The sequence below is a fragment of the Actinomycetospora sp. 2LY8.5 genome (assembly GCF_057180585.1).
Window position 1 is genome coordinate 402,160 of the sequence record NZ_JBXUHE010000003.1, and the last position, 18,357, is coordinate 420,516.

General features: G+C 71.6%; 15 protein-coding genes, 1 tRNA gene and 2 pseudogenes. 7 read left to right on the top strand and 11 right to left on the bottom strand.

Annotation, left to right across the window (positions count from 1 at the left end; translation table 11 throughout):
• Positions 1-44 precede the first annotated feature (44 nt).
• Positions 45-140: transfer RNA gene (locus tag AC2A1K_RS06305), tRNA-Sec, on the bottom strand.
• 84 nt (positions 141-224) lie between these two features.
• On the opposite strand from AC2A1K_RS06305, the gene AC2A1K_RS06310 reads away from it, so the two are divergent.
• Positions 225-1,763 carry a GntT/GntP/DsdX family permease gene (locus AC2A1K_RS06310; protein WP_483895458.1) on the top strand — a complete coding sequence of 513 codons (1,539 nt, stop codon included), beginning with the start codon at positions 225-227 and terminating at the stop codon, positions 1,761-1,763.
• The gene (locus AC2A1K_RS06315; protein ID WP_483895459.1) at positions 1,760-3,235 is read left to right on the top strand and encodes a gluconokinase; all 1,476 of its coding nucleotides are present in this window, start codon (positions 1,760-1,762) and stop codon (positions 3,233-3,235) included. The genes AC2A1K_RS06310 and AC2A1K_RS06315 overlap by 4 nt, the downstream gene beginning before the upstream one ends.
• 27 nt (positions 3,236-3,262) lie before the next feature.
• Here AC2A1K_RS06315 and AC2A1K_RS06320 read toward each other — a convergent pair whose 3' ends face one another.
• The 4 genes from AC2A1K_RS06320 to AC2A1K_RS06335 all read right to left on the bottom strand — a co-directional run bounded on the left by AC2A1K_RS06320 (position 3,263) and on the right by AC2A1K_RS06335 (position 7,506).
• Entirely contained in the window at positions 3,263-4,720 is a 1,458-nt protein-coding gene (locus AC2A1K_RS06320) for a WS/DGAT/MGAT family O-acyltransferase (RefSeq protein ID WP_483895489.1), read from the bottom strand.
• A gap of 113 nt (positions 4,721-4,833) precedes the next feature.
• Positions 4,834-5,172, bottom strand: coding sequence for an ArsR/SmtB family transcription factor (locus tag AC2A1K_RS06325; RefSeq protein WP_483895460.1), 339 nt, complete (start codon positions 5,170-5,172; stop codon positions 4,834-4,836).
• A gap of 95 nt (positions 5,173-5,267) precedes the next feature.
• The gene (locus tag AC2A1K_RS06330) at positions 5,268-6,440 is read right to left on the bottom strand and encodes a macrolide family glycosyltransferase (RefSeq protein WP_483895461.1); all 1,173 of its coding nucleotides are present in this window, start codon (positions 6,438-6,440) and stop codon (positions 5,268-5,270) included.
• A 61-nt stretch (positions 6,441-6,501) separates the two neighbouring features.
• A complete protein-coding gene (locus AC2A1K_RS06335; RefSeq protein WP_483895462.1) occupies positions 6,502-7,506 on the bottom strand; it encodes an EamA family transporter in 1,005 nt (334 codons plus the stop codon).
• Positions 7,507-7,590: 84 nt separating this feature from the next.
• On the opposite strand from AC2A1K_RS06335, the gene AC2A1K_RS06340 reads away from it, so the two are divergent.
• From AC2A1K_RS06340 to hchA, 3 genes are all read left to right on the top strand, one after another.
• Positions 7,591-8,457: a LysR family transcriptional regulator gene (locus tag AC2A1K_RS06340; protein WP_483895490.1), complete on the top strand. Its 867-nt coding sequence runs from the start codon at positions 7,591-7,593 to the stop codon at positions 8,455-8,457.
• A 571-nt stretch (positions 8,458-9,028) separates the two neighbouring features.
• Positions 9,029-9,490, top strand: coding sequence for a MarR family winged helix-turn-helix transcriptional regulator (locus tag AC2A1K_RS06345; protein WP_483895463.1), 462 nt, complete (start codon positions 9,029-9,031; stop codon positions 9,488-9,490).
• An 89-nt stretch (positions 9,491-9,579) separates the two neighbouring features.
• Positions 9,580-10,422, top strand: coding sequence for a glyoxalase III HchA (gene hchA / locus AC2A1K_RS06350; RefSeq protein ID WP_483895464.1), 843 nt, complete (start codon positions 9,580-9,582; stop codon positions 10,420-10,422).
• A gap of 137 nt (positions 10,423-10,559) precedes the next feature.
• On the opposite strand, the gene AC2A1K_RS06355 is transcribed toward hchA, so the two are convergent.
• The 5 genes and pseudogenes from AC2A1K_RS06355 to AC2A1K_RS06375 all read right to left on the bottom strand — a co-directional run.
• A complete protein-coding gene (locus AC2A1K_RS06355) occupies positions 10,560-11,003 on the bottom strand; it encodes a hypothetical protein (RefSeq protein WP_483895465.1) in 444 nt (147 codons plus the stop codon).
• 14 nt (positions 11,004-11,017) lie between these two features.
• Positions 11,018-11,368, bottom strand: coding sequence for a hypothetical protein (locus AC2A1K_RS06360; RefSeq protein WP_483895466.1), 351 nt, complete (start codon positions 11,366-11,368; stop codon positions 11,018-11,020).
• A gap of 494 nt (positions 11,369-11,862) precedes the next feature.
• Positions 11,863-12,720 carry a DMT family transporter gene (locus AC2A1K_RS06365; RefSeq protein WP_483895467.1) on the bottom strand — a complete coding sequence of 286 codons (858 nt, stop codon included), beginning with the start codon at positions 12,718-12,720 and terminating at the stop codon, positions 11,863-11,865.
• Positions 12,713-13,261 carry a MarR family winged helix-turn-helix transcriptional regulator gene (locus AC2A1K_RS06370; protein ID WP_483895468.1) on the bottom strand — a complete coding sequence of 183 codons (549 nt, stop codon included), beginning with the start codon at positions 13,259-13,261 and terminating at the stop codon, positions 12,713-12,715. The genes AC2A1K_RS06365 and AC2A1K_RS06370 overlap by 8 nt, the downstream gene beginning before the upstream one ends.
• Before the next feature lie 114 nt (positions 13,262-13,375).
• A pseudogene (locus tag AC2A1K_RS06375) lies at positions 13,376-14,479 on the bottom strand (IS110 family transposase); the annotation flags it as partial.
• Positions 14,480-14,831: 352 nt separating this feature from the next.
• Between AC2A1K_RS06375 and AC2A1K_RS06380 the strand changes: the two are divergent.
• Positions 14,832-15,484: pseudogene (locus tag AC2A1K_RS06380) on the top strand (IS110 family transposase).
• A gap of 150 nt (positions 15,485-15,634) precedes the next feature.
• On the opposite strand, the gene AC2A1K_RS06385 reads toward AC2A1K_RS06380, so the two are convergent.
• The gene (locus AC2A1K_RS06385) at positions 15,635-16,093 is read right to left on the bottom strand and encodes a PPOX class F420-dependent oxidoreductase (protein WP_483895469.1); all 459 of its coding nucleotides are present in this window, start codon (positions 16,091-16,093) and stop codon (positions 15,635-15,637) included.
• A 1,114-nt stretch (positions 16,094-17,207) separates the two neighbouring features.
• On the opposite strand from AC2A1K_RS06385, the gene AC2A1K_RS06390 reads away from it, so the two are divergent.
• Entirely contained in the window at positions 17,208-18,044 is an 837-nt protein-coding gene (locus AC2A1K_RS06390; RefSeq protein ID WP_483895470.1) for an alpha/beta fold hydrolase, read from the top strand.
• Positions 18,045-18,357 lie beyond the last annotated feature (313 nt).

Below are 18,357 nucleotides of genomic sequence, written 5' to 3' on the forward strand. Positions count from 1 at the left end.
GGTGGTGTGGTGGCCTCGGGCACGGCGTCTGGACCCGGGGGAGGTGGCGGAGGCGGACGGGAATCGAACCCGCCTGGCCGAGATACCCGGCCACTACGGTGTTGAAGACCGCGGGGGCCACCAGGCACCCTGACGCCTCCGCGGGCGAGCCTAGGCGCGGCCTCCCGCAGGCGCAGGACGGGGCGGCAGGGTGGCGCCGGTCGTGTCGGGGAACAGGACCCGGCATGTGGACCGCGAGCGACACCCGCCTGGTGGTGACGGCCGCGGCCGTGGTCGTCCTGGTGATCGTCCTGATCACCTCGCGCCTGCGGCTGCACGCGTTCCCGGCGCTGATGGTGGGGTCGCTGGTGCTCGGCCTCGCCGCCGGCCTCGGCCCCGAGGGCACGGTCGAGTCGTTCACCGACGGCGTCGGCAGCACTCTCGGCGACGTCGGGATCGTGCTCGGCCTGGGCACGATGCTCGGCAAGCTGCTGGCCGCCTCCGGCGGCGCCGACCTGCTCGCCGAGACGATCCTGCGCCGCTCCGGCCACCGCACGCTGCCGTGGGCCGTCGCGGGCCTGGCGATGGTCCTCGGCATCCCGCTGTTCTTCGAGATCGGCGTCGTGCTCGTCCTGCCCGTCGTGTTCGTGGTCGCGGTGCGGATGCTGCCGGCCGACGCCGTCGACGGCCGCGACGAGCAGGGACGCTCGGCGATCCTGCGCGTCGGTATCCCGGCACTGGCCGGACTGTCGGTGCTGCACGCCTTCGTGCCCCCGCATCCCGGCCCGCTCGTCGCCGTCGACGCCCTCGGCGCCGACCTCGGCCTCACCCTGCTCGTCGGCCTCGTCCTCGCGATCCCGACCGTGGCCGTCGCGGGACCGCTCTTCGCGAACGACGCCGCCCGGCGGGCGACCGCCTCGCCCCCGCCCGGCCTCGTCGCGGTCCCCGGCGGTTCCGGCGCGCCTGCTTCCGACCGAAGGGCCCCCTCGGTCGATACAGCCGGCGAGGGGAACCCTTCGTCGGATTCCGGGGCGGGCGAGTCGTCCCGACCAGGGGCTCCCCCCGCCGGCTCTTCCGAGCGAGGGAGCCCTTCGGTCGGCACGGACACGGTGACCCGCCCGCGGCCCGGGCTGGCGGCCACGCTGACGACGATCCTGCTGCCCGTCGTGCTCATGCTCCTGCGCACCGTCGCCGACGTCGCCCTGCCCGACGGTGGCGTGAAGAGCGTCGCCGAGTTCCTCGGCGAGCCCGTGGTGGCCCTGCTGCTCGCGCTGCTGCTGGCCCTGTGGACCTTCGGGTTCCGCCGGGGTCTCCCGGGCTCCGAGGTGTCGTCGCTCGCCGCCGCCGGCCTCGTTCCCGCCGCCTCGATCCTGCTGATCATCGGCGCCGGCGGCGGGTTCAAGCAGGTCCTCATCGACTCCGGCATCGGTGACGCCCTGGCCAAGGCGGTCGCGGGCGCGGGCATCCCGGTGCTCCTGCTCGCCTGGTTCGTCGCGGTGATCATCCGGCTCGCGACGGGCTCGGCCACCGTCGCCACCGTGACCGCGGCCGGCATCGTCGCCCCGGTGCTCGCCGTCGACCCGACTGTGAACCCCGTGCTCGTGGTGCTCGCGATCGGCGCCGGCTCGGTGTTCTTCTCGCACGTCAACGACGCCGGCTTCTGGCTGGTCCGCGAGTACTTCGGCATGTCGGTGCGCGACACGTTCCGCACCTGGTCGGTGATGGAGACGATCGTCTCGGTGGTGGGTCTGATCGTCGTGCTGCTCGCGAGCCTGGTCCTGTGACGCCCGACCTCGTGCTCGGTGTCGACATCGGCACCACGGCCACCAAGGCCGTCGCGTTCTCCGCCGACGGCGCCGACCGAGTTGTCGCCGGCCACGGCGAGGCGCCCCACCACCTCGACGAGCCCGAGCCCGGCGCCGCCGTCCAGGACCCCGAGGCGCTGTACGAGGCGGTCGGCGACGCCGTGCGCGACGCCGTCGCCGACCTCGACCCCGCCCGCGTCGCGGCGCTGTCGTTCAGCTCGGCGATGCACGGGCTGCTCGCCCTCGACGCGGGGGGCGACCCGCTCGGCCCGCTCATCACGTGGGCCGACAGCCGCGCGAGCGACACCGCCCGCGAGCTCCGCGCCCACGCCGACGCGCTCGCCCTGCACCGGCGCACCGGCACCCCGGTGCACCCGATGAGCCCGCTGGTGAAACTCGCCTGGCTGCACCGCGCGCGCCCCAGCCTGCACGCCGCCGCACACACGTGGGGCGGGATCAAGGAGTTCGTGCTGGCCCGCGCCACCGGCGCCCGGGTCGCCGACACCTCGTGCGCGTCGGGCACCGGCCTGTTCGACATCGCCACCGGCACGTGGGATCCCGAGGCCCTGGACATCGCCGGCATCACCGCCTCCGCCCTCGGCGAACCCGTCGCCCCGAACGCCGTCGTCGGACGGCTGCGCGACCCTGGCTGGGGCCTGCCCACCGGCGTCCCCGTCGTCGCCGGGGGCGGCGACGGACCGCTCGCGAACCTCGGCGTCGGCGCCGTCCGTCCCGGCGTCGCCGCGTGCTCGATCGGGACCAGCGGGGCGCTGCGCGTCACCGTCGAACGTCCCGCCGTCGACCCCCGCGGGCGCGTGTTCTGCTACGGCCTCGCCGACCAGCGCTGGGTCGTCGGCGGGGCGATCACCAACGGCGGACTGGTCCTCGACTGGGCGCACGAGACCTTGCACCGCGACGTCGACGATCTGCTCGCCGCCGCGACCGGCGTCCCCGCCGGGGCCGACGGCCTGCTCGCCCTGCCCCACCTGCTCCCGGAACGCGCCCCGCACTGGGACGTCGGCGGCGCCGGCGCGCTCGTCGGCCTGCACCGCCGCCACACCGCGGGGCACGTCACGCGCGCCCTGCTGGAGGGCGTCTGCCTGCAGCTGCGCCTCGTGCTCGACGCGATGCGCGAGGCCGACCTCGCCGTCCACGAGGTGCGCGCCACCGGCGGCTTCGCCCGCAGCGCGCTGTGGCGGCGGATGCTCACCGACGCCCTCGACGTGCCCGTCGGCTTCCCCACCGTCGACCAGGGCTCGGCGTTCGGCGCCGCGCTGCTCGGGATGCAGGGCGTCGGCCTGCTCCCGCCGGGTCCCGACGCGCTGGTCGGCGCCGCCGAGCGCATCCCCCTCGGCGAGACGCTGCGCCCGGGTGACGACGCGGCCGTCTACACCGCGCGCCTACCGCTGTTCGACCGGGTGCACGACGTCCTGGCCGAGATCGAGATCTAGGTCGTCGACGCGCCGACGAGGCGCACCTCAGCGCTCCTTCGTCCCGCTGCCCTGCGACTCCGGCTCCGGCTCCGGGTCGTCGGCGGCGTCCGCCACCGCCTCCAGCTCGACCAGCGCCTCCTCGAGGTAGCCGAGCAGGTGCTGCAGGTGCGGCACCGCGCGCCGGTCGCCGGTCACCCCGATCTCCATGTCGTCCGCGTACGACATGACCGTGATGTTGAGCGCCTGCCCGTCGAGCGGCACCGAGATCGGATAGATCCCGTCGAGCTTCGCGCCCTCCCAGTAGAGCGGGTCCTTCGGGCCGGGCACGTTCGAGATGATCAGGTTGAAGCCCTGGTTGATCGCCGACGCGCCCGGGACCAGCCCCATCCCGATCGGGGCGGCGACGACGGCCGACAGCGCGGCGATCGTCATCGGGTCGCGGCCCTGCAGGTTCTCCTTGGCCGCGAGCCCCGACTGCCGGATCTTCCGCAGCCGCTCGGCGGGGTCGGGCTCGTTGGTGGCGAGGTTGACGAGGATCGCGCCCAGCGCGTTGCCCGACCCGGAGTCCTCGAGCGCCACGGGCAGGGCGGCCACGAGGGGCTTCTCGGGCAGGCCGTCGTGCGCCTCCAGGTAGCGCCGCAGCGCGCCCGCGCTCATCGCGAGCATGACGTCGTTGACCGTCGTCCCGGTGCGCTCGCGGACCCGCTGGATCCGCTTGAGTGGCCACGACTGCGCCGCGAACCGCCGGGCCCCGGTGATCGGGACGTTGAGCATCGACGGCGGCGCCTCGAACGGCAGCGCCAGCTCGTGCTCGACCAGGCCGCGGTACAGCGACGACACCAGCGCCGGGCCCACGTTGAGGGACTGGCCGACCGTCTCGGCGAGCGTGCCCGCGGTGCGTAGTGCGCCGCCGACGTACTCGCGCGCGGTCCCGAGCGCTCCCGTCGACGCGGGCGCCTTCTCGCCGACCGGGCGGCTCTCGCGGCCCGGGCGCGGGTCGACGGCCCAGAACGGCGCCATGTCGCGCTTCTCGGTGTCGGTGCTCAACGCCTTCTCGAGGTGCCGCATCGCGCGGACCCCGTCCATCATCGCGTGGTGGATCTTGCCGTAGACCGCGAAGCGCTCGCCCTCCACGCCTTCGATGAGGTGGAACTCCCACAGCGGGCGGTGGCGGTCGAGCAGGCTGCCGTGCAGGCGCGAGACCAGCTCGAGGAGCTCGCGGATGCGTCCCGGACGCGGCAGCGCGGACAGCCGCACGTGGTACTCGATGTCGATGTCGTCGTCGTTCACCCAGGCCCACTGGCCCAGCGTCGACAGCCCGCGGGTCGCGCGGCGGCGGAACAGCGGGGCGATGTCGACGTCACCGGAGACGAGCCGACGGTGCAGGTCGGCGAGGAAGTCCGGATCCGAGCCCTCGGGACGGTCGAAGAGCATCAGCGACCCGACGTGGGTGGGCCGCTCCCGCGACTCCGCGAGCAGGAACATCGCGTCCCGGAACGACATCGTCGCCACTTCAGCACCCCTCCGACCCCCGGCACGCCCGACGGACGTGCCCCGCCAGTGTGACCTACCCGTGAGTCACCTGTCGCGGGACCACAGCCGGGCGACGGCGGCGTTCACGCGTCCTCGTCCCGCCGTGCGCGCTTGCCGCGAGCGATCTCGGTGCCCAGCGCGTCGAGGCGCTGCTCCCAGAAGTGCCGGAACGGCGCGAGCCAGCCGTCGACCTCGCGCAGGCCGCCCGCGTCGACGGAGTACAGCCGCCGCGTGCCCTCGGCGCGCACCGACGCCAGTCCGTTCTCGCGCAGGACGCGCAGGTGCTGCGACACCCCGGGCTGCGAGATACCGAACTCCGCGCGGATGCGGTCGACGACGGCCCCCGACGCCAGCTCACCCTCGGCGAGGAGCTCGAGGATCCGCCGGCGGACGGGGTCGCCGAGCACGTCCATCGCGTGCATACGCCGACTCTATAAGCCATGGCTACTGGACGAGGGAGGAGCCGACGACGTTCGTGGAGACGCTTCGATCTCCGAAGCGTCCCCCGCACCGAGCGTCAGCGCTCCGCGACGGCGCCCTCGATCGCGTCCGCACCCGCCCGCGCACCGCCGCCACGACGGGCGTCCTCGCGCATCGCCGCGACCGCCGCCGCCACCGCCGGGCTCGTCGTCACCTCGTCCACCGCGGCCCGCACCGACGCCGCCGTGATGGCGTCGTCGGGGAGCCGCCGGCCGAGGTCGAGCTCCGCGAGCCTGTCGGCGTTGACGACCTGCTCGGGCATCTGCGGCACCGCCACCATCGGCACGCCGTGGTGCACCGCCTCCATCGTCGAGTTCATGCCGGCGTGGGTCACGAACGCCGCCGACCGCGCCAGCACCGCGAGCTGTGGCGACCAGGCCGCCACCTGCATCGTCGGCGGCAGCGGGCCGAGGGCCGTCGGGTCGGTGTCGCCGACGGTCATGGTCACCGCGAACCGCCCGTCGGCGAACGCGTCGCGGCACGCGCGGTAGATGTCGGGACGCCCCGTGAAGATCGAGCCGAGGGAGACGTGGACGAGGGGGCGGTCCTCGACCGGAGGGCTCCAGGGCGCGGCCGCGCGCTCCCCGATGACGGGCCCGAGGAACCGGAAGCGGCCGTCGAAGGTGTCGCCGGCCGGCTGGAACGAGCGCGGCACGAACACGAGGTTGAGGTCCTCGACGACCTCCATCGTCGCCGCCACGTCGAGCTCGACGCGGTGCTCGCGGGCGAACGCCGCGACGTCGTCGGTGAGCCGGGCGGTCTCGGGGTGGTCGCGGAGCCCGTCGAAGAGCGCGTGCTCGATCCCGCGCCAGTGGTCGTTCTCGGCGAGGTTCGGCACCGTCCGCACCGCGGGCACGCCCAGCGCCCGTGCCACGAGCCGGCCGGGCCAGTTCGTGGCGTCGTAGACGACGACATCGGGGCGGCGTGCGCGGGCGTGGGCGAGGAGCACGGGGAAGGTGCGGGCGAGGGCCGCGAAGAAGTGCCGGAACCACGCGACGACCACGGCCGGCCCGACCTCGCCCGGCGGGACGAACGGCGCCAGGCCCGGCAGTTCCACCCATGTCGCGCCCGCGCGCGTCACGGCGTCGGCGTGCTCCGGGCCGCAGGCGAACCCGACCTCATGGCCCCGGCGCACCAGCTCCGTGACGATCGGCAGCATCGGCGTGACGTGACCGTGACCCGCGAGGGCGACGCACAGGAGGCGCGACATCCGCGGAACGCTAGAGATGTCCGTTCCGATCGACGACCGGGTTTCGGTCGGTCCTCCCCGATCAGCCCCGCCGCGATCGTGCGCGCCGGCCGCACGCGGTCCAGGTCCCCGTCGAGCCCGCCGCGGACCATCGCGCTCCCGTTGTGGACGTTTCCGCGGGAGCGTCCTGTCTTCTCGGACCTACTTCGCCGGCGACGGCGACCACGATCGCGGCGCCGCCGACCAGCACTGCGGGGTGGAAGGGCTCGCCCAGGACCAGGACCCCGATCGTGTAGGCGACGACGGGGACGGCATAGGCGTAGGTGCTCACGAGCGCGACGGAAGCTGTGCGCAGCAACCAGTTGTAGAGCACGAACCCGGCCAGCGAGTCGATGATGACCAGGTACAGCATCGCCACGAGGGACCCGACGGCCACCGTGCCCGGTGCGAGTTCACCGAGCTCGCCGGTGCTTGCCCCGACGACCAGTAGTCCGGAGCCGCCGGCGAGCAGCTGGAGGATCGTCGCGGCCCGCGGATCGGGCATCGACGTCGAGCGCGAGGCCGCCAGAGTGGCGCCCGCCCAGCACATGGCCGCGGCGAGGACGACGAGCGTCCATGTGGACCAACCAAGTACCGCGCTCGACGAGGTGGCGACGAGGACGACGGCGACGCCGGCGAAACCGACCACCAACCGCATCACGCTCGCCCGGCTCGGGCGCTCGCCCACGACGACCTGGAAGATCGCCACCCACAGCGGAATGACCGCCACGAGCAGGGCGGCTGTGCTCGCGTAGACGTATCGCTCGGCCGCGGCGACCGCTCCCTGCGCGCCCAGCAAGCCCAGCCCGATGCCTGCCGCGCTGAGCATCTGCCGCCTCGTGAGGTGGTGAAGTACATCGGGCCGAGCTGCGGCGAGTGCAGCACCCGCCACCAGGAAGACCGCTCCCGAGGAGGTCAGAGGCGGCAGGGTCTGCACCATCACTCGGATCGCGGGGAACGACGTTCCCCAGCACAGCCACAACCCGATCAAGGCTGCCAGCACGCGCGTCGTGCTGGTGGGCGGCGTTCCCGCGGGTTGAGGCGGCATAGCGGTACCTCAACAGGCAGGCCGGGATGCGTCCAACGAATCCTGGTCATGCGCATCATGCGTTGAGAGCATGCGGGCGTGAACGTGACGATCGGGCACCTGGAGGCGCTGCTCGCGATCGAGGAGCAGGGCAGCTTCACCCGGGCCGGCCAGGTCCTCGGACGCACACAGTCCGCGGTCAGCCGCAGCATCGCGAGCCTCGAACACCAGCTCGGCGGTACCGTCGTCGACCGCGCCGGCCCCCGCGTGTCCCTGAGCGCGCTCGGCCGCCAGGTGGCTGAGCACGCGCGGGCCGTCGGTGAGCACCTCGCCGCCATCGAGGCGCTGCGCCAGCAGGACCTGCCGCCGGCGTTGCGCGTTGGCGCGGTAGCCAGTGCCATGGTCCAACTCGTGCCGGACGCGATCGTCGCTCTACAGCGCGACCGGCCCGGGTGCGACGTGCTCACCGTCCAAGGCGACGACGACGAGCTGTTCAGCTGGCTGCGGACCGAGGTGGTCGACCTCGCGGTCACCAGCAGCGCATCGAACGGCGAGCCGACGTCGGAACCGACCCAGGAGATCGTCGACGAGTTCCTCGCCGTGCTGCCGGTCGATCACGCGCTCTGCCGCTACGACCGCATTCCGCTCGCCGAGCTCGTCGTGGTCGGAGTCGCCGACCCCGGCGGAACGTGCGGGCCACGGCTGGCGGCCGGCTTTGCCGAGCACGGCGTCACCTGGACACCCGCGCACGTCGTACGAGATGTCCACACCGTCGTGGCGATGGCTCGGGCAGGCATCACCGCCGGCGTCGTTCCTGCCCTGGCCCTGCCCACACCCTGCCCGGTAGGCGTTGCCGTGCGCCAGCTCGAACCCGCGCTGTACCGGAGCCTCTACGTGCACAACCCGACTCGCCACGAACTCGGAGCCGCGCTCGAAAAGATGATCACGTCCGCCCACAGCACGACGCGATAGGCGGCGACCTCGGCGCCGATGCGCTCCTGGCGTTCGAGCACCGCGGCGTCGTCGTCGCGTGCCTGCTCGACGGTCGTGCGGGTGGCGTTCGCGATCAGTTCCCCGTTGACGCCGGCTCGTCGGGCGACGTGGATCCCGGTCGGAGTGGCGGGGCGCTGCCCTCGCCACGCTTGGAGCCCGTGTCACGCTCCGGGGCCGACAGACTTCCGACGAGGACGGGTCCGTCGCTGTTCGCCGTGGTCCGTGCCGCCACTGAGGTGCGGCCAACCGGGCCTGCCCTCGGTGCGGCGCCTGCGCCGACCACCCGTGGTCGACCGTCACGTACCGCGTGCTGTGGCCCGCCGGTGGTCCAGGATGGTCGACGAAGTCGTCGATCTTGCTGGCGCTCGCGGCGACGTGCGGCTTCGCGCGCCCGCAGGCTCCTGACCAGTGCCGAAGCTGCTCTCTGCTTCTCAGCGTCGCTGACCTTCCCCCAACGTCTGACGGCCTCGCGGGGCCCGACCTCCTGCCGATGCACTAGTCACGCATATCATTTGACATACAACTTGCTTGCTCGGCATACTTGGTGGCGATGACGGAGCCTGACTGCGACCTCGGTTGGTCGATCGGGATGCTGCAACGCCGGTACCGCGCCGCGGTCGACTCGACCGTGGACCACCTGCCCCGCGGAGCGCGCGGTTACCAGCTGCTCTACGCCGTCATCTACAAGCAGCTCCCCAACCAGCTCGCGCTCGCGGAGTACCTCGGTATCGACCGCACCGTGCTGCCCTACGTGATCGACGACCTCGTCGAGGACGGACTCGTCGAGCGGCAACCTGCCGATGGCGACCGTCGAGCACGCAAGGTCGTCGCGACCGACCACGGGCGAGCGGTCTTCGGCGAGGTTGAAGAGGCGGTGGCCGGTGCGGAGGCCGAGGTCCTCGATGCCCTGGCCGAGCCCGAGCGAGTCCAATTCCGTCATCTGCTCAGCCAGCTCGCCCGTCAGGCACGCGAGCTTCCAGCGGCACGAGCCGGGAGCGAGCACGACCTGTGACCCAAAGCGGTCCGTTGAGGGCCCTCACCATAGGAGCACCGCGATGACCAGTGCCGAGAAGTCCGCCGACTCCACAGAGCCGACGCCGGATGCCGCAGAGCGCAAACGCGTTCTTTCCCTCGCCGTACTCGCTAGGCCAGTACGTCCCCCCACGCACCGACTTCGATGGCGTCGACCAGCCGAACGGCTACACGGGCGGGCGCTGGAAAGTGCTCGTGATCGGTGTCGACGAGCGCTACCTGCCCATGCAGAACGACCGCCTGTTCTCCACCGGCAACCACCCCGTGGAGACCCTGCTGCCGATGATGCACCTTCACCAGACCGGATTCGGAATCGATGTCGCGACCGTCTCCGGCAACCCGGTGAAGTTCGAACACTGGGCCATGCCCGCCGACGACAAGGCCGTGCACGAGGCCTACGACACGTTCGCCCCCCAGTTCCAGGACCCGCTCAAGCTCGCCGATGTCGTCAAGCAGGGGCTTGGGCCGGACTCGGACTACCTCGCAGTGTTCATCCCCGGCGGCCACGGCGCGATGATCGGCCTCGCTGGCAGTGACGAGGTGCAGGGCGTCCTGGACTGGGCTCTGGCCGACGACCGCTACATCATCACGCTGTGCCACGGACCTGCTGCGCTGGTGGCTGCCGCCCGCCATCGCGACCGCTCGCCGTTCGAGGGCTACCGGATGTGCGTGTTCCCCGACGCCCTCGACACCGGCGCCAACCTCGACATCGGCTACATCCCCGGACCCATGCCGTGGCTCGCGGCCGCTCGTCTGCGAGAGCAGGGCATCGTGGTCACCAACGAGGACATGGCCGGCCACGTGCTCCGGGACCGACGGTTGGTGAGCGGCGACAGCCCTCTGGCCGCGAACGGGCTCGGTCAACTCGCCGCGAGCACTCTGCTCGAACACGTGCAGGAGCACGATCGCTGATCGCGCGGCCCGCTGCGGAACTGCTGGGGCGGTCGCACGAACTACCCGCATCATTCATGGCTGGAGTACTAGGTCCGGTGTCGACGATGTCCCGAGACCGAACTGCCAACGTCTCCTGAGACTGGACCGGCGCGCGTTCATTCTCGATCCGAGCGACCGGGCTGCGAATCGTCCCTAGCGTCATCCTGGTCAGGGCTTCCGGCCACCGCGCGAGCCTCGGCGGCATCGGACTCGTCGAAACCAAGTTGGGTGACGGGGTTGCGTACGTTCACCTGCGCGTCGATCCAGCGCGTATGCGCTTCCCACGCGGCTTGGCGCGTGGTGTCGAGCGCACGCCCGATCTGAGCCCATGATGCGCCGGCTGAGCGCGCCGTTCGCACTGTCAGCTGACGTCCAGCGACGGCTTTCCGGGCGATGAGTTCGCCGAGTGCGAGCAGCTCTAGCGCCTCCGCTTGATCCAACGGTATGACGCCATCGGGGTCGTCGGGATCAACCAGGGAATCGCGGAGACGTAGCTCGTCGTAGCGAGCAACAGCGGTGCGCAGGGTCAAGTCCTGGTCCAGGGCCTGGGGCGTGGTCATGTACCCACAGTCCGTCAAGTCAGCCTGACTGTCAAGCTGTCCTGACAATCGAGCTGGTCCTCGTGCCTGCTGCACAGGGCCTCGCGGGAGGCGCTGACGTCGTTGATTCCGTAGCGGTCCTGGCGCTCGATGGCCGCTGCGTAGTCGCTGCGGGCTCGCTCGCCGGTGACGCCGGTGGCGGTCGCAACGGCGTCCCAGGATGCTCCGGCGCGGCGGGCGGCGTAGACGGTCTGCCACGGCCAGCCCTGGAGGAGGGCAACGAGTTCGGTGGCCTCGCGCAGCGCGTCGAGAGGGTCGACGTCGGGCATGTCGGCGAGGCTGCGGGTCAGGGCGTCGCGGGCCTCGTCGGTGGAGACGTTGCCCAATGCGCGGGTGAGGGTGTCGCGGGCGGACCGGTTCTCCCAGGTGGTGAGCGGCTCTCGCAGCGTGATCGGCCTCCAAGCCCCTGATGGCCCGTGGGGCTGTCGGGCTCGGTCGGGGTGGCGGGGTGCTGCCCCCGCCACGCTTGGAGCGCATAAGCACGGGCGTGGAGACATCCCTGGCCTCGCGCTGTCAAGTCGTCGGCACCCGGTTGGACCCGAGACCGAGTGGCGTGATCGGGCCCGGTGTCCTGGCGGTGGAGGCGTTCTTGTGCCTCCACCCCGGGGGCGACGCGTCCGCCTGTGGAGGCTCGCCAGCAAGGGTCGGAGAGCAGAAGATCTCTCGGCCCGAAGAATGTTCTGCGGCACTTGCTGGTGAGGGACGGGCGGATCAAGCGTCCGGGCCCGAAGAGAGAACGGCGCCGCCGCAGGCGGCTCGATCGTTCGTCACGGCCGCCCGGCCGTGAGCAGCCGCGACGGGGCGCTCTACTCGCTGGCTGTTAGCTGACGCCGATGAGGACGCTGGCCAGGACGGCCAGGAGGAGCCCGAGGCTGCGCAGCGGCGGGAGGGGTTCGGCGAGGAGCACGCGGGCGAGGATCGCGGTGAAGACGGGTGAAAGTTCAGTGGTCACGGCAGCGACGCCGACGCTGCCGGCGCTGGCGGCGAACAGGTAGGCCACGGTGCCTGCCGCCGACAGCATGCCGATGGTCAGGACCGCCGGCCATTGGCGTGGTGACAGACGCAGCCGGGCGCCGCGCACGACGGCGGTGGGCAGAGCGACGCCCACGATGACGACGAACACGGCGGTGACGGGCCAGAGCCCGGCTCCGGGCGGCGCTTCGGCTAGCAGGACATACATGACCGCGTGCGCGGCGCCGGCACCCAGGCCCCATCCCACGCCGCTGCGGGTCGGCCCCAGGGAGGACGAGCTCGCAGCCTTCTGTGGCTCGCGGGCCCCAACCAGCACCACGGCGATAATCGCGAGCGCGATTCCTGCTGCGGTGGGACCGGAGACTGTGACACCGCGGAGCAGGTCGACGAGCACGGGCAGTCCGGCCGCGGTGACCGACGCGGCCGGTGTGACCACCCCGAGCCGGCCGGTGGCGAACCCGCGCAGGAAGCAGTAGCTCCCGACCACGCCGGCCAGTCCGGCCCCGCCGCCCCACATCAACGCCGCGGGGTCGGGTGTTCCCGGCATGGCGATGCTTGCCGGAAGAAGGACGAGCAGAGCGGCGCCTTGCCCCAGGACGAGCAGGGTCAACGTCGGTAGTCGCCGCGAGAGGGCGCCCCCGACGAAGTCCCCGACGCCGTAGGACACCGCCGCCGCGAGACCCAACAGCGCTGCCGCGCTACCCATCCCTGTCGCCCGCCTCGGCCTCATCGCGGGCCCCGGGCCCGGCAGTGGCCTGATCGGTGGTCGTCGAGTGGAGATGCGTCCACGGCGGGCAGGGCTCGCAGGCCGCCCGATCGCAGAGCCGGCACAGGCGGCGCAGCTCGCCCTGATCGGCCGCCAGCTCGAGCAGCACCGGCTCGATCAACCCGGCGAGGCGCTCCCGGTCAGCTCCCAGGCGCTCGAGCTGCGCGGAGAGGGCGTCGTGGCGGGCGGCGAGCAGCGCATCTCGAGCGGCGAGTCCGGCGGTAGTGGGTCGCAGGGCTACGGACCGTCCGGGAGCGGCGCCGCGTTCGACCCAGCCGCGCTGCTCGAGGCGGTCGACCAGCCGCACCGCTCCGGGGTGGGTCAGCCCGAGCGTGCGGCGCAGCGTGTCGACACTCATCCCCGGCTCCGCAGCGATCGCCACCAGCGCGGCCGGCCCGGCGCCACTCATCCCGGTCGAGCGCTCCGCGGCCTCGCGCATCGCGTCGGCCATGGCCAGCACCCACGCGCCCAGCACGTTCACCGACCGCTCGTCACCAACATGCATGACTCATATTAGTCATGTCGGGTCGACGTCAGTCCACCCTCGACACGCGGGCTGTGCCCGTTGCCGGCGCTGTCCAGGGTGGGACGCGGGAGGGTTCGTGGCACCAGCTGGCGGCCACCGGTGAGCCCACGCGACGTGTTCGTCGTAGGGAAGGCTGTTCTTGAGGCAGCCGTGCAGGATCCCGACGAGCCGGTTGCCGAGTTGGCGCAGCGCTGCGAAGTGGCCGACTCCTCGGCCGCGGAGTTCGTCGTAGTAGCGCCGCGCGCCGGGGGAGACGACCAGCGCGCCCTGGGCCTGGCGCGTGAGGGCGTCGACGAGGCGGTCGATGTGCACGAACCGGGCCGCGACGGTCTTCTTCCTGCCCGACTGTCGGGTGATCGGGCTGGTGGCGGCGTAGTTCTTGCCGGCGCGGGCGTCCGCGTAGCGCTCGGGATCGTCACCGAACTCGGCCAGCGCGCGCATCGCCAGCACGGGCCCCAGCCCGGGCTGGCTGCGGTAGATCTCCGCCTCGGGATGGGCCTCGAACGCCGTCCCGAGGGTCCGCCCGAGTGCGGCGATCTCGGTGATCACCGCGACGATGACCGCGACCTGCGACCGCGTGACCGCCGCGTGCGCCGCCGCGACCGGCGCCGGTTGGGTCAGCCCCTGTGCGCGCAGCGCCGTCTGCAGGGCGACGGCCTCGTCCTTGACGCCGTGACGGTGCGCGTGGCGCAGCGCGGCTTCGATCTGCGGACGGGTCAGCCGGGCGCGCGGGCCATGACCTTCACCCCGGCCGCGAGCGGGCTGTCCCCGGAGACCGCGCGCAGCTGGTGGCCGTCCGTGCGCAGCATGTCCGCCAACGCGTGCGCGTCTCCGACGTCGCTCTTGCCACCGGCGTTGCCGCGGCGCTCGCGATAGCGCGCCACCTGACGCGGGTTGATCGGGAACACCCGGTAACCCGCCGCAACCAAGGCCTGCACCCACGGACCTCGGTCGGTCTCGATCCCGATTCACACCCGATCCACACCCGATCCGGCTCACCGGATTCACCGCTCTCGTCATCGCGCTCGGACAACGCGGTGGCGATCAGCTCGTGTAGCCGCGCGATCCCCGCAGCCCCTCCGGTAGCCGTGCCCGGACCAGACGTCGGCCCGTGACGTCCTGCAGCTCGACGTCGTGGTGGTCCTCGGCCCAGTCGTCACCGACGAACAGCACCCTGTTCCGCTCCTCCACGTACGAGTCGGGGCTCCAGGCTCGCGGAGTGGTCACCGGACGGCGGCTACCACCGCCGAGCCTGTCGAACTCGGCTCGGCTTGCCCCATGAGGCTCGCGGTCACTGGGGCAAGCTCGCCCTGCCGGCCGGAGTGGGCCGGTGCGCATCCCGGCCCGGCAGGTCATCGCCCAGGCTCGCAAGCCCTTCGAGGTCTTCCTTGACAAGCGCGAGGCCTGCCCGGGACCGGGCGTGCTGACCGGCGATGGGGTTGTGCGCCGCGAGCGCTTCAGTGACCGACCGGCAGCCGCGCCCGACCGGAGCGCGTCCCTGACCGTGACGGGAGTAGCGAGGCCGATGAGCCAGCAGGAACTGGGTTCGAACAGCAGCAGCATCGCCAGTGGCGACGACGACGGCGAGGTCGAGGCAGAGGTCGTCGGGCCGGTGCGATGGGCCGGGGCGGACTGGTCGTGGTCCGAGCACGCCGTGTGCGTGATCGACGACGCCGGCGCCGCGATCGCCCGGTTCAGCGTCGCGCACACCAAGGTGGGACTGGCCAAGCTGGTGACCGCCCTGCATCGCCACCGGGTCGGCAGGGTCGCGATCGAAGGTGGCGACGGGCCGGTCGTGGCCGCCCTGCTGCAAGCGGCTCTGACCGTGTCGTCATCCCGAGCCGGCAGGTCACCGCGCTGCGCACCCGCTACAGCGTCGCCGGGAACAAGGACGATCGCTTCGATGCCTACCTGCTCGCCGACGTGCTGCGCACCGACCGCCGGCGCCTGACCCCGCTGGAGACGGACACCGAGCCCACCGTCGGGCTACGGATGCTCGTGCGCGCTCGCGCGGATCTCGTCAAGGCCCGCGTCGCGGCCCACAACCAGCTCCGCACCCACCTGCAGGTGGTCCACCCGGGAGCGGTCGGGCTGTTCAGCGATCTCGACGGCAAGACCTCGCTGGCGTTCCTGACCCGCTTCCCGACTGCCCACCGGCACCGAACGGGTCCGGCGTAGCGCCAGCGTCGCGTCCTGATCGCGGCCCACTCCCGCCGCCCGCAGGCGGTGCCCTGGCTGGCCAGAGCCCTCGCGAACCAGCGGCCCATCCGCCGCACGACTCCGAACGCTGCTGCCGCGACCCGGTTCATGCAGCGGTCGGGCCAGTACTCAGCCCGTCACAACGTGCTCTGGCTGAATGTGCAGGACTACCCGCTCGACTCCTCGTCTCTGCTCGTAGGGGTAGGTGTCCTGATTCAGGTACTTGCGCGCCAGCCGGTCGAGGAAAGCCTTCTGCGGATCGGGCTCGGCCTTGACGACCCGGCCGCGTACTTCCAGGTATCGGTAGGGGTCGTCCGGGTCGAGGATCGACACCGACACCCGCGGGTCCCGCTGGATGTTCCGGTATTTCTGCCGGTCGGTGCCGGTGGAGACCAGTAACTGTCCGTCAGCAGCGTCGAACCACACCGGGTGGGCCTGCGGTTCGCCATCCGGCCCGATCGAGCAGAGATGCGCGAAGCTCTTCTTGTCGAACAGGTCGGTGTGGCTGTCCGGGATGTGCGCATCTCGCGTCTCTTTGCTTCTCGTAAGCCGGGAGATGCTGTCGATGTCGTTCGTGGTGTCGCGCATGGCCCCTGCCGTCCTTCTTCCTCGCCGCTGCCGATGTCACACACGGGAGCCAGCTGTCCCCGGGGGGGACGGTTGCCCACCGCCGGGCTTAGTTGGCGGCTCTACGCTGAGCCGTGTATCGACGCACGGTGCCATCACCCACCGACAAGCCCCGCCCCACCGGCTCCTGAGGGGCCCAGGCAGCCTCAGGTCGGCGGGACTGCCGCGGCCGAAGCATCTCCCGGGAGAAGAACAGTGTCCTGACCAGCACCGGCGTCGCTTCTTGATCGTGGCCACCTCCCGCCGCCCGCAGACGGTGTCCAGGCTGGCCGAAGGCCACCCGAAGGGCCCCGGCCTGGACACCGATCAGGACGGCCGGACACTCCCCACGACGGGAACGACCCACCCCGAGATTGACATGGGGTTGTCAAGAGCGGGACGGAGTCCGTCGCGCAGCGACGCGCAGCACTCTTGATCGGGGGTCAGCCCGTGTGACGCTCCGGGGCCGACAGACCGCCCGACGAAGTCGGGTCCACCGCTCTTCCCCTGGCCGGCCGGCTACGCGCTCGACAGGCACAGTCCATCGCCAGAGGATGGGTAAAGGATGGATCGATCTTCCGCCGCGACGGCGACGCATTCGTCCTCGCTGGTCAGGCGCCCCCGGCAGGACTCGAACCTGCAACCGTCGGATTGCCAGGGCGCGCCTCCGGACAGTGCGGGGGAGTGCCGGTCACCGCGTCTGACCAGCGCCGGCGTCTCCGGTCGGTCCGCGCCGCCTCACCCGACCTCGCCTCGTTCCAGGTAGGTAAGAGGTGGCGACGGGCGTCGTCGGCTCGGTCCGCCGTCGAAGAGGTCGTAGATCTTGCGGGCGTCGCCGGCGACCCGCGGTACCGCGCCCGCGCAGCCTTCCGACCAGGGCCGGAGCTGCTCGACACTTCTCAGTTCCACTCGACCCTGCACGCCCTCCAGCGGCCTGGCGACGGCCTGGGGCGGGGGCCCCGCCAGCCCACTTTCCGGGCGATCGCGGGAAGTCCTTTGCGTGAGGCGGGCGCGGACCGGTAGTACTTTCGCGATCGGCCCGGGCGTCGAAGCCGGTCTCGACGTCTGATCAAAGCCCCTCGGGAGGGTTGCCGACATGATCTTCGACTCGCCCGAGGGCGCGAGACTCGTTGAAGCGGGTTACCGCGACGAACTCGCTGCGTGGCCAGTGACTCGTGAGGAGCGAGTGATCGCGACTTCCTTCGGGTCGACCTTCGTTGTGGTCAGCGGGCCCGAGCAGGAGCCGCCGCTGGTGTTGTTGCACGGCTCGTCTGCCAACTCAGTCTCGTGGGCACCCGCCATCCCCGCGTGGGCTCGGCACCGGCGGGTGTACGCCATAGACGTCCCCGGCGAACCCGGGATGAGCGCACCGACGCGGTTGGACCTGCAGGCCGAACACCATCTGTGGCTCGGCGAGGTGCTCGATGCCCTGAACCTGACCACCACAGCGATGGTCGGCGAGTCTTTTGGTGGCTGGCTTGTGGTGGATTGGGCGCAGCGCAACCCGGAGCGGGTGACAGAACTGATCCTGATCTGTCCGGGTGGTATCGGGCGTCAGCGATGGGAGACCTTCGTTTTGGCGCTGCTCCTACGATTGGTCAGTCTTCGCCGGTCGATGTCGTGGCTGGTGGGAAGCGACGCACTCCCCGAATCCGCTCTGACGATCCAGCGACACTTTAGACCTCGGATGCAGCCGCTGCCGATCTTTGATGACGAGAGCCTCCGTCGGCTCTCGATGCCGCTGCTTGTTGTGCTGGGGGCACGTGACCGCTTGTTCGACAGCGCGGGCACGAAGCGCCGACTTGCGTCGACCGTCGAGCATGCTGAGGTGGTCGTCCTGCCTGAACGCGGGCACGCACTCGACCGGCCAACCGACCTGGTCCTGGACTTCCTTCGCCGGCACGAGAATGAGGTACGACGCGCCGCCGAATAGCTCTGGAGGTCGTGCTGGTCTTTCAAGTCACGCCGGCCCTGGCCCCGGCCCGCCGGAGCGGAGCGGGAGGCCAGGGCCGAAGGGCCGTGGCCGGCGCGGCGCCGGAGGCGCCGTCTTGACTGATGAGAGGTCAATTCGGCAGTAGATGCGTCGCGCCGGTTGTCTTGTCTCGGGACATGCTTGACGCCGTGTTCTCAGGACATGTTTGACACCGGCCGTGATCGGCTTCGTTGTGCTCCCGTCGTTGGCGGGATGCGCGGGAGGCCGGATTGGCCCTGGTGGACATGTCGGTGGTCGAGCAGCGCTATCGCGC

Coding starts and splice junctions, on each gene's coding strand:
- AC2A1K_RS06310 (WP_483895458.1), top strand. CDS start 225: ATGTGGACCGCGAGCGACACCCGCCTGGTGGTGACGGCCGCGGCCGTG.
- AC2A1K_RS06320 (WP_483895489.1), bottom strand. CDS start 4,720: ATGTCGTTCCGGGACGCGATGTTCCTGCTCGCGGAGTCGCGGGAGCGG.
- AC2A1K_RS06325 (WP_483895460.1), bottom strand. CDS start 5,172: ATGCACGCGATGGACGTGCTCGGCGACCCCGTCCGCCGGCGGATCCTC.
- AC2A1K_RS06330 (WP_483895461.1), bottom strand. CDS start 6,440: ATGTCGCGCCTCCTGTGCGTCGCCCTCGCGGGTCACGGTCACGTCACG.
- AC2A1K_RS06335 (WP_483895462.1), bottom strand. CDS start 7,506: ATGCCGCCTCAACCCGCGGGAACGCCGCCCACCAGCACGACGCGCGTG.
- AC2A1K_RS06345 (WP_483895463.1), top strand. CDS start 9,029: ATGACGGAGCCTGACTGCGACCTCGGTTGGTCGATCGGGATGCTGCAA.
- hchA (WP_483895464.1), top strand. CDS start 9,580: ATGCCGCAGAGCGCAAACGCGTTCTTTCCCTCGCCGTACTCGCTAGGC.
- AC2A1K_RS06355 (WP_483895465.1), bottom strand. CDS start 11,003: ATGACCACGCCCCAGGCCCTGGACCAGGACTTGACCCTGCGCACCGCT.
- AC2A1K_RS06365 (WP_483895467.1), bottom strand. CDS start 12,720: ATGGGTAGCGCGGCAGCGCTGTTGGGTCTCGCGGCGGCGGTGTCCTAC.
- AC2A1K_RS06385 (WP_483895469.1), bottom strand. CDS start 16,093: ATGCGCGACACCACGAACGACATCGACAGCATCTCCCGGCTTACGAGA.
- AC2A1K_RS06390 (WP_483895470.1), top strand. CDS start 17,208: ATGATCTTCGACTCGCCCGAGGGCGCGAGACTCGTTGAAGCGGGTTAC.